Here is a 9,490-nt window from a genome sequence, read left to right on the forward strand (position 1 = left end):
CTAAAACTTTATATTGATAATATAACAAATACTTGAAAATCAGTAGTTTGCAATCAAAATACAATTCATATCAAATCGTTGTATAATCTTAGCCATTTTATTCCACCATTAGATTAAGATTGTCTCCTGAAGTGCCATTAAACGTTTTCTTGTAAGTTTCATATTATTTCCGCATTTAATAGTGTTGGCCTCACAATATGCCTTTTGTTATATAATCATGATTATGATAAATAGTAGATGCTGAAGTGAAAAAGTTCTGTGATTACATCCTACTTTACTGTTAGATGGAAACATCCTTGGTGCACTTCGTACTTAATGTGACACCTATTTTGTTTTCTCATGTCATTTAAAACTTCACTAAGAATCCATTTCAATGTATCATTGCGCACAACACGTCGCTTTTCGTTTGGTGCTTCTACAGTTTTATATCGATTGTAACAAATATCAACAGTAGTTCCATATAGATGACAACTATTAACTGTTGCATTTCCATTGTGGCTACGAAGTCGCAGTACATCGTCTTTTGAACGCATTACACTGGTGATAATAATCTTATGTAATGGAATTCCTTTTATTTGTAAAGAGTCAAAGAAATTGTGTCCAATATCCTGCAGAAGTATTGCTGCTTTGGGAATCAAATAAGGAATACTGGACTTTAAATTGTCTATATAATAATATGGATTTCCACCGATATAAACTAGTTCTCCCTTTCTGTTTTCAGCATCAGCTCGGTCTTTCACAGGTGTAACTCCAAGCGCTTTTGCTGACAACAGCTGAACATCATTCTGGTCAGGGAAAGCTTTTCCGAAATTGGGAACACTATAAATACGATTCTTTACGACAGAACCATCAGCCTTAAAAAATACGGAACTAACAGGTAAAGAGGATTTCGTCTGTGCAAAATTAATATTCTCTTGTATTGGCTTTTGATGTGTTTTTATAGTTGGTTTTACAATCTTCTCGGCACTCATTTGATGTGTTCCATTACCTGCTATAGACGGGAATAGACAACGGATAAAGCCCAAAAATACTACCGACAGACCAAAACCTTGTAAAAACCGATTTTTAGAAATCTTCATAACACTATCATAAACTTCTTTTACGAGATGCAAAGATAGACCAAATATTTGGTAATTTCAAAAAAAAACTCTAAATTTGCATCCATATTTAAGGAGTTTATACATTGATAGAGAAGCATATATTCTTAGAAGATATTGATCCAGTTATATTCTATGGACTCAATAATTGTCACTTGCAAATGATAAAATCTCTTTTTCCTAAATTGAGAATCGTTGCGCGAGATAATGTTATCCGTATTCTTGGTGATGAGGAAGAGATGGCCAAAATAGAAGAAGATATTGCTTCTATGCAGAAACATGTGTTGAAGTATAACTCTATTTCTGATGAAGATATCCTTGATATTGTAAAGTCTGGAAAGACTAAAGGTGACAGTATCAAGGGTGTTTTGGTTTATAGTGTATCAGGAAGGCCCATTAAAAGTCGGTCGGAGAATCAGCAAAAACTTATCGATGCATTTAATAAAAATGACATGATTTTTGCGGTAGGTCCAGCTGGAACTGGAAAAACTTATTTAAGTATTGCACTTGCAGTAAAGGCACTAAAGGAAAAAACTGCAAAGAAAATAATACTAAGTCGCCCTGCTGTAGAAGCTGGAGAAAAGCTTGGTTTTCTGCCTGGAGACATGAAAGATAAGATAGATCCCTATCTACAACCCCTATATGACGCTCTTGAAGACATGATTCCTGCAGTGAAATTGCAAGATATGATGGAGAAACATATTATCCAGATTGCCCCACTCGCTTTCATGCGCGGACGCACATTGAGTGATGCTGTAGTAATCTTAGATGAAGCACAGAATACAACTCCTCAGCAAATTCGAATGTTTTTGACGCGTATGGGATGGAGTACGAAGATGATAATCACGGGAGATATGACGCAGATAGATTTGCCGAAAGCTCAAAAAAGTGGGCTAAAGGAAGCGTTAAATATACTTGGAAAGGTCGAAGGGATTAGCGTTGTGAATCTATCACAAAAAGATATTGTTAGACATAAACTTGTTACGCGCATAGTGGATGCCTATGATTCGTTTGACAAAAAGCAAGAGCAAGAGTCAAAAGAAAAGAGCAAAAGAGCTGCAGCAGAAAAGCAACAAACTGAAAAAAAAGAAGAATTTACAATATTTGAAAATTCAGACAACGATTTTAATTAATATTCAAAATGAAAGCTTTAACAAAGACAGATTTCCATTTCGATGGACAAAAGAGTGTTTATCATGGTAAAGTTCGTGATGTTTATGACATCAATGATGACTTACTTGTGATGATTGCTACCGACAGAATCTCGGCTTTTGATGTTGTTTTACCTAAGGGAATCCCCTTTAAAGGTCAGGTTTTAAACCAAATTGCAGCTAAGTTTCTTGATGCAACAAGTGATATTTGTCCTAACTGGAAACTGGCAACACCAGATCCAATGGTTACAGTCGGACTTAAATGTGAAGGCTTTCGCGTAGAGATGATTATCCGTTCTATCCTCACTGGAAGTGCATGGCGTGCGTATAAGGAAGGATGTCGCGATCTTTGTGGAGTAAAACTTCCAGAAGGAATGCGTGAAAACGAGAGATTCCCTGAACCAATCGTAACTCCTACAACAAAGGCTGACGAAGGTCATGATATGAACATCTCAAGAGAAGAGATTATTGCTCAAGGTTTGGTTTCAAAGGAAGATTATGACGTTATAGAGGATTACACTAAAAAACTCTTCAAACGTGGACAGGAAATTGCAGCCAAGCAAGGTCTGATTTTGGTTGATACGAAATATGAATTTGGCAAGCGTGATGGAAAGATTTATTTGATAGATGAGATTCATACTCCAGATTCAAGTAGATATTTCTATGCTGATGGTTATGAGGAAAAACTTGCAGCAGGCAAGCCTCAGAAGCAGTTGTCGAAAGAGTTTGTACGCCAATGGTTGATAGAACATAACTTTATGAACGAGCCAGGGCAACAAATGCCAGAGATATCTGACGAGTATGCTGAAAGCGTTAGTGAGAGATATATCGAACTTTACGAGCATATCACAGGCGAAAAGTTTGATAAGAGCGTTGAAAGTGGTGATATAGCAGCACGTATCGAAAAGAATGTTGAAAACTATCTGAAGACGGTTAGATAATCTTCCACACGAATTTGCATGTATAAACAAGAAGAGATAAAACCATACGGGAAGACTGGTGAGAAAGGAAAATTGGTTGAAGAAATGTTTGATAACATTGCTCCGACTTATGATACTCTTAATCATCGTCTCTCATGGGATATTGATAAAGGCTGGCGAAAGAAAGCTATTCGCCAGCTTTCACCTTTTCATCCTAAAACGATTTTAGACATAGCAACAGGTACTGGAGATTTTGCCATACTATCTGCAAAGTTGTTATCTCCACAAAAGATGGTCGGAATAGACATCAGTGAGGGGATGATGAAGATTGGACAGCAAAAGGTTGAGAAGGAAGGATTACAAGAAATTATCTCTTTCAAGAAAGAAGATTGCACGCAACTATCATTTAACGACAATTCGTTTGATGCTGTCACAGCTGCTTTTGGTATTCGAAACTTTCAAAATCTTGACCAAGGACTCAAAGAAATGTGTAGGGTGTTAAAACCTGGTGGACATTTAAGTATTGTAGAATTAACTACACCTGTGAGTTTTCCGATGAAGCAATTATTCAAGATTTACTCACATTCAATCTTACCTGTTTATGGAAAACTAATTTCAAAAGATAATAACGCTTATAGTTATCTGACGAACACAATAGAAGCTTTCCCTCAAGGAGAAGTGATGTTGAAAATCTTAAAGAAAGCTGGCTTCAAGGATGCAAGCTTCCAAAGACTAACATTTGGAATCTGCACAATGTATTTTGCACGAAAATAAAAAATAGATAACATCTTGTTGTATGGATAAATATGGTCTTATAGGATATCCACTAGGTCACTCCTTTTCAATTGGTTACTTCAATGAGAAGTTTGAAAACGAAGGCATAGATGCTCAATATTGTAACTTTGAAATCCCTAATTTAGATTTCCTTCCAGAAATCATTGCACAAAATCCTGACTTAAAGGGACTAAATGTTACAATTCCTTATAAAGAGAAAATCATTGATTTTTTGGATGAATTAAGTCCTGAAGCTAAAGATATTGGTGCCGTTAACGTGATTAAAATTACCCATAAAGGGAAAAAAATCATAATGAAAGGCTATAATAGTGATGTCTTTGGCTTTACCAAGAGCATAGAACCTCTTCTCGAAAAATGTCATAAGAAGGCACTAATTTTAGGGACAGGTGGTTCCTCTAAAGCTATTCAATATGGTTTAAACTCACTCGGTATCGAAACATTAAAAGTCAGTAGATTTGAACGCCCAGGCACAATATGTTATCAATCGGTAACTCCGCAGGTAATTAAAGAGTATAAAGTGATAGTGAATTGTACTCCTTGTGGCATGTATCCAAAAGCAGACGAATGTCCTACCCTACCCTACGAAGCAATGGATAGTCACACATTGCTTTACGACTTAATTTATAATCCAGACGAGACTCTATTCATGCAAAAAGGTGCAAAATATGGAGCAACCGTAAAAAATGGATTGGAAATGTTACTACTTCAAGCGTTTGAAAGTTGGCATTTTTGGCATAGTAAAGACTAATATAATTAATTTCTTATGAACAATAGATACATGATGCGTGGTGTTAGCGCTGCTAAAGAAGATGTACACAACGCAATCAAAAATATAGATAAAGGTATATATCCACAGGCTTTCTGCAAAATTATTCCCGATATTCTCGGCAATGACCCTGAATATTGTAATATTATGCATGCTGATGGAGCTGGAACAAAGTCGTCCTTAGCCTATATGTATTGGAAAGAAACAGGCGATATCAGCGTATGGAAAGGTATTGCTCAGGATGCCATTGTCATGAATACAGACGATTTGCTGTGTGTAGGTGCAGTGGATAACATACTTGTTTCAAGTACTATTGGCAGGAATAAAATGCTTGTTCCTGGCGAGGTTATATCAGCTATTATCAATGGAACAGACGAATTACTTGCTGAGATGCGCGACATGGGTATTGGCATATTCCCGACTGGAGGAGAGACTGCTGATGTAGGAGATCTTGTCAGAACAATTATCGTTGACTCTACAGTTACATGCCGCATGAAGCGTAGTGATGTTATCAATAATGCCAATATTAGACCCGGAGATGTGATTGTTGGTCTTAGTTCTACAGGACAATCATCTTATGAAAAGCAATATAATGGCGGCATGGGAAGTAATGGTTTGACCAGTGCACGCCATGATGTCTTTGCAAAATATTTGGCCAATCGCTATCCTGAAAGTTATGATCATGCAGTGCCAGAAGAATTGGTTTATAGCGGAAAATATAAGTTTGAAGATTCCGTTGAGGGCAGTCCTGTTAATGCAGGAAAGCTTGTTCTTTCTCCAACACGCACTTATGCCCCTGTAATTAAGAAAGTACTTGATGAGTTGCGTCCTGAAATTCACGGAATGATTCATTGCACAGGGGGCGCTCAAACTAAGCTCTTGCATTTCATAGGAGATAATTGTAAAGCCGTAAAAGACAACCTGTTCCCTACTCCACCGCTGTTTAAGGCTATTCAAGAATGTTCAAAGACAGACTGGAAAGAGATGTATCAGGTTTTCAACATGGGACATAGAATGGAGATTTATGTGCGTCCAGAGATTGCAGACAAAGTTATTGCAATTAGTAATAGTTTTAATATTGATGCACAAATTGTAGGACATATTGAAGAAGGGAAACGCAGTCTTGTTATCCATTCTGAATATGGCACGTTTGAATATTAAGATCCTCACAACGCGATGTTGTTGGAATTAAAATAAATTATATGGCAGAAAATAATAGTATACTTGAAAAGTTAGATGGTTTAGAAAGTCGATTTGAAGAGGTAAGCACATTGATTACTGACCCAGATGTTATTGCAGATCAGAAAAGATATGTAAAACTTACCAAAGAGTGGAAAGACTTAGGCGACATCATGAACGCCAGAAAAAGATATATTTCTTGCTTAGATTCGATTAAAGAAGCCAAAAATATATTAGCAAATGAAGATGATGCAGACATGAAAGAGATGGCACGTGAAGAGCTACAGGAGAACGAAAGTCTGCAACCCAAATTAGAAGAGGAAATTAAACTACTTCTTGTTCCGAAAGATCCAGAAGATGCAAAGAATGTACAAATGGAGATTCGTGCTGGTACAGGAGGCGATGAAGCTGCTTTGTTTGCTGGCGATCTCTTCAATATGTACAAGAAATACTGCGACATGAAAGGTTGGATACTGAGTATAACTGACGTGTCAGAAGGTGCTGTTGGTGGGTATAAAGAGATTGACTTTGCCATCAGTGGTACTGATGTTTATGGTATCATGAAGTACGAAAGCGGAGTACATCGCGTGCAACGTGTCCCTGTTACTGAATCAAATGGCCGTATGCAAACGAGTGCTGCTACGGTCGCCGTCTTGCCTGAAGCCGATAAATTTGAAGTAAATATCAACGAGGGAGACATCAAATGGGATACCTTCAGATCAAGTGGTGCCGGTGGTCAGAACGTGAACAAAGTTGAATCTGGTGTTCGTTTGCGCTATCCGTGGAAGAATCCAAACACTGGTGAGGTAGAAGAAATTCTGATTGAATGTACAGAAACGCGTGATCAACCGAAGAATAAAGAGCGTGCCTTGAGCCGTCTTTATACCTTTATTCATGATCGTGAGCACCAAAAGTATGTGGATGATATTGCTGACAGAAGAAAGAGCTTGGTTTCAACAGGCGACCGTTCGGCAAAAATCAGAACTTATAATTTTCCACAAGGCCGTGTGACAGACCATCGAATTGGATATACTACACACGACCTTCAAGGGTTCTTGAATGGTAACATCCAAGACATGATTGATGCGTTGACAGTTGCTGAAAATGCAGAAAAATTAAAGGAAAACGAACTTTAAAAGAATCATTTACAATGGGTATTAAATATACAAAGAAAGAAGATGATAAGGAACAGCAGGAGCGTACTGTTCAGGCTGACGATTTTATGAATCTCTTGGTTTCCACTCAGCGAAAAGAAGATAAGAAAAAGGAATTGCCTAAAACCGAAAAATCAAAATAAATGAACAGACAACAGCTCGTAAATCAAATCTTTAGTAAGAAGTCTTTCTTATGTGTGGGATTGGACATCGATTTGGAAAAGGTACCGAAACATCTTTTGAAACACGATGACGCAATCTTCGAATTCAACAAAGCCATCATTGATGCAACTGCCCCCTATTGTGTTGCATACAAGCCTAATCTTGCTTTTTACGAGTGTTATGGCTTAAAGGGGATGATAGCTTTTGAAAAGACAATTCAATATCTGAAAGAAAACTATCCTGAGCATTTCATCATTGCTGATGCAAAGCGTGGTGATATTGGGAACACAAGTCGAATGTATGCCAAGACTTTCTTTGAAGAATATAATCTCGATGCACTCACCGTGGCTCCATATATGGGCGAAGACAGTGTAAAACCATTCCTTGAGTATAAAGATAAATGGGTGATTTTGCTTGCACTAACAAGTAACAAAGGCAGTCAAGATTTTCAGCTCTTCACCTCCAAGGATGGACAAAAACTTTTTGAGCGTGTGTTGGAAAAGAGTCAACAGTGGGGTAATGAAAACAACTTGATGTATGTGGTTGGTGCAACGCAGGGTTCAATGTTTAGTGACATTCGCAAACACGCTCCCAACCATTTCCTTTTGGTTCCAGGCGTAGGCGCACAAGGCGGTAGTTTGCAAGAAGTTTGCAAATATGGCATGACAAGCGATTGCGGCCTGCTTGTAAATTCTTCTCGTGGAATCATCTATGCAAGCCAGCAAGAGGACTTTGCTGAGAAAGCAGCTGAAAATGCTAAGGGACTACAGCAACAAATGGCTAAGGAATTAGAGAGATGTTGAGAACTCTCCAGGCACAATAGAAGAAAGAAAACCATATAGACTAAGATATTCTAAAAAGCGCAGCCTTTACAACAGGGCTGTGCTTTTTCTTTTTTAGTGAGCATTGTATGACTATATAAATTTGAATGATAATCCTTTTAGAATGAAAAAGGTGCAGTCGCTGTTATCTCAACAGCACTGCACCACCACTTTAGATTTAGGAGTCTTTATGACTACCCTATTGTTGCGTCATAGTCAATTTATGAATGCGGCTTCGCGCATTTTATGGCTATTATTTGTGTTTAATACCGAAATCGCCTTTTTCAGCTGTTCCGCCTTCTGCTTTCGGCTTCTCATTCGCCTTTTCTGATAGAAATAGCGTTCCATCTTTATTCACGCCCACCCAAATTGTTTTAGGTTTGCCGTCAGCCGTTTTCTGGACTTTTACTGACAGTTCAAAAAGTCGCTTTGCAGCCGTTCCCTTTGTTTTACCCGTAAACGAAAGACTGCCCGTTTCAAATCCCTGTTGCTCCTCAAACGATTCGAGTTTGGGTTTTACGCGTGCCTCATATTCTGCCATATGCTTTTCAGCAGTCGCTTTCGCCGTACTCGTAGGTATGGCCTGCTCTTTATAGCGCTTGATGAGTGTATTCATAAAGTCGATAAAAGCTGCATAATCGGCAGGATTACCGAGGATAGCTAAGGCATTGACCACTTTTGACAAATTGCGAAAAGCTTTGTCCGAAGCCTCGCGAGCAGTGCGCAAAGCTCCCACAACTTTCGTCGAATTATCTGTGGTGCGCTGCACAAGCAATGTTTCCACGCGCTCGTTGGCTGTTTTCAGTGCATCAACATAGGGTTTTAGTCCCAAGGCCTGCACCTGTGTAGCATATTTTCCTATGAGATCAGTGCAAAGGTTGGTGATGAGACCTGTTTCACGCTCGAGCTGCATTTGCGGGTCAATGGCATAGTCGGCAAGATGTTGCCACAATTCGTGTGCATTTTTTGCTAAGGCAGCTACAGGCATATTCAAAAACCTTTTACTGCCGTTCTATAGCCATTAAAAAGCGTGTCGCGCTCTTTATCAGCATTAGCAATTTCGTCGGTCAAAAGACTCTTTTGTGATAGCACCAAATACTTGTCCTCTGTAGCCAAGGCCTCTGTCAGTGCCTTAATTACAGCTTGTCCAACGGCATTCTCTTTGATTTTCGTGTCCGTAGCCAAGCGGTCACTCACGTTTTTGATGAATTGAAAATGCGCACCATTATTCAGGCGCGATAAATCGGTTAGTACAATCTCCACCACATTGGTGAAGTCATGCGTAGAAAGTGTTGTTTCTGGCATATTATTCTATTTTTAATTAAACAAATTATTTGCATAGAGATATCCTAAGAAGATATTTTCCTTTCATGCAAAATCTTTATATTATATTTTTCTTGGTACTCAACTTGATGCAAAGGTAAATTATTTTTTTTATTTGACCA

Annotated in this window: 11 protein-coding genes; 8 read left to right on the top strand and 3 right to left on the bottom strand. The window is 38.3% G+C overall.

The features are described from left to right. Nucleotides 1–269: 269 nt before the first annotated feature. Complete coding sequence (locus HMPREF9420_RS01125) at nt 270–1,079, bottom strand: DUF5715 family protein (protein WP_007133543.1); 810 nt, start codon at nt 1,077–1,079, stop codon at nt 270–272. Nucleotides 1,080–1,183: 104 nt separating this feature from the next. Between HMPREF9420_RS01125 and HMPREF9420_RS01130 the strand changes: the two genes are divergently transcribed. Genes HMPREF9420_RS01130 through pyrF form a run of 8 tightly spaced genes read left to right on the top strand, consistent with a single transcriptional unit; the run spans nt 1,184 to nt 8,027 of the window. Continuing rightward, nucleotides 1,184–2,230 (top strand): PhoH family protein, encoded by a 1,047-nt coding sequence (locus tag HMPREF9420_RS01130; protein WP_007133544.1) that lies wholly within the window; start codon nt 1,184–1,186, stop codon nt 2,228–2,230. An 8-nt stretch (nt 2,231–2,238) separates the two neighbouring features. Next, nucleotides 2,239–3,189, top strand: a complete 951-nt coding sequence (locus tag HMPREF9420_RS01135; protein WP_007133545.1) for a phosphoribosylaminoimidazolesuccinocarboxamide synthase — start codon at nt 2,239–2,241, stop codon at nt 3,187–3,189. Nucleotides 3,190–3,207: 18 nt separating this feature from the next. Further along, a complete protein-coding gene (ubiE, locus tag HMPREF9420_RS01140; protein ID WP_007133546.1) occupies nt 3,208–3,942 on the top strand; it encodes a bifunctional demethylmenaquinone methyltransferase/2-methoxy-6-polyprenyl-1,4-benzoquinol methylase UbiE in 735 nt (244 codons plus the stop codon). Between the two features lie 22 nt (nt 3,943–3,964). Continuing rightward, nucleotides 3,965–4,711 carry a shikimate dehydrogenase family protein gene (locus HMPREF9420_RS01145; RefSeq protein WP_007133547.1) on the top strand — a complete coding sequence of 249 codons (747 nt, stop codon included), beginning with the start codon at nt 3,965–3,967 and terminating at the stop codon, nt 4,709–4,711. A gap of 15 nt (nt 4,712–4,726) precedes the next feature. Further along, nucleotides 4,727–5,890: an AIR synthase-related protein gene (locus HMPREF9420_RS01150; protein WP_044078653.1), complete on the top strand. Its 1,164-nt coding sequence runs from the start codon at nt 4,727–4,729 to the stop codon at nt 5,888–5,890. Nucleotides 5,891–5,931: 41 nt separating this feature from the next. Next, nucleotides 5,932–7,044 carry a peptide chain release factor 1 gene (gene prfA / locus HMPREF9420_RS01155; protein ID WP_007133549.1) on the top strand — a complete coding sequence of 371 codons (1,113 nt, stop codon included), beginning with the start codon at nt 5,932–5,934 and terminating at the stop codon, nt 7,042–7,044. A 14-nt stretch (nt 7,045–7,058) separates the two neighbouring features. Continuing rightward, complete coding sequence (locus tag HMPREF9420_RS14090) at nt 7,059–7,205, top strand: hypothetical protein (RefSeq protein ID WP_007133550.1); 147 nt, start codon at nt 7,059–7,061, stop codon at nt 7,203–7,205. Next, nucleotides 7,206–8,027 carry an orotidine-5'-phosphate decarboxylase gene (pyrF, locus tag HMPREF9420_RS01160; RefSeq protein WP_007133551.1) on the top strand — a complete coding sequence of 274 codons (822 nt, stop codon included), beginning with the start codon at nt 7,206–7,208 and terminating at the stop codon, nt 8,025–8,027. A gap of 271 nt (nt 8,028–8,298) precedes the next feature. Here pyrF and HMPREF9420_RS01165 read toward each other — a convergent pair whose 3' ends face one another. Together HMPREF9420_RS01165 and HMPREF9420_RS12865 are read right to left on the bottom strand one after the other, a co-directional pair. After that, nucleotides 8,299–9,033, bottom strand: coding sequence for a DUF6261 family protein (locus HMPREF9420_RS01165; RefSeq protein WP_007133552.1), 735 nt, complete (start codon nt 9,031–9,033; stop codon nt 8,299–8,301). A gap of 2 nt (nt 9,034–9,035) precedes the next feature. Then, the gene (locus HMPREF9420_RS12865; RefSeq protein ID WP_007133553.1) at nt 9,036–9,350 is read right to left on the bottom strand and encodes a hypothetical protein; all 315 of its coding nucleotides are present in this window, start codon (nt 9,348–9,350) and stop codon (nt 9,036–9,038) included. Nucleotides 9,351–9,490 lie beyond the last annotated feature (140 nt).

Source organism: Segatella salivae DSM 15606 (assembly GCF_000185845.1).
Lineage (GTDB): Bacteria > Bacteroidota > Bacteroidia > Bacteroidales > Bacteroidaceae > Prevotella > Prevotella salivae.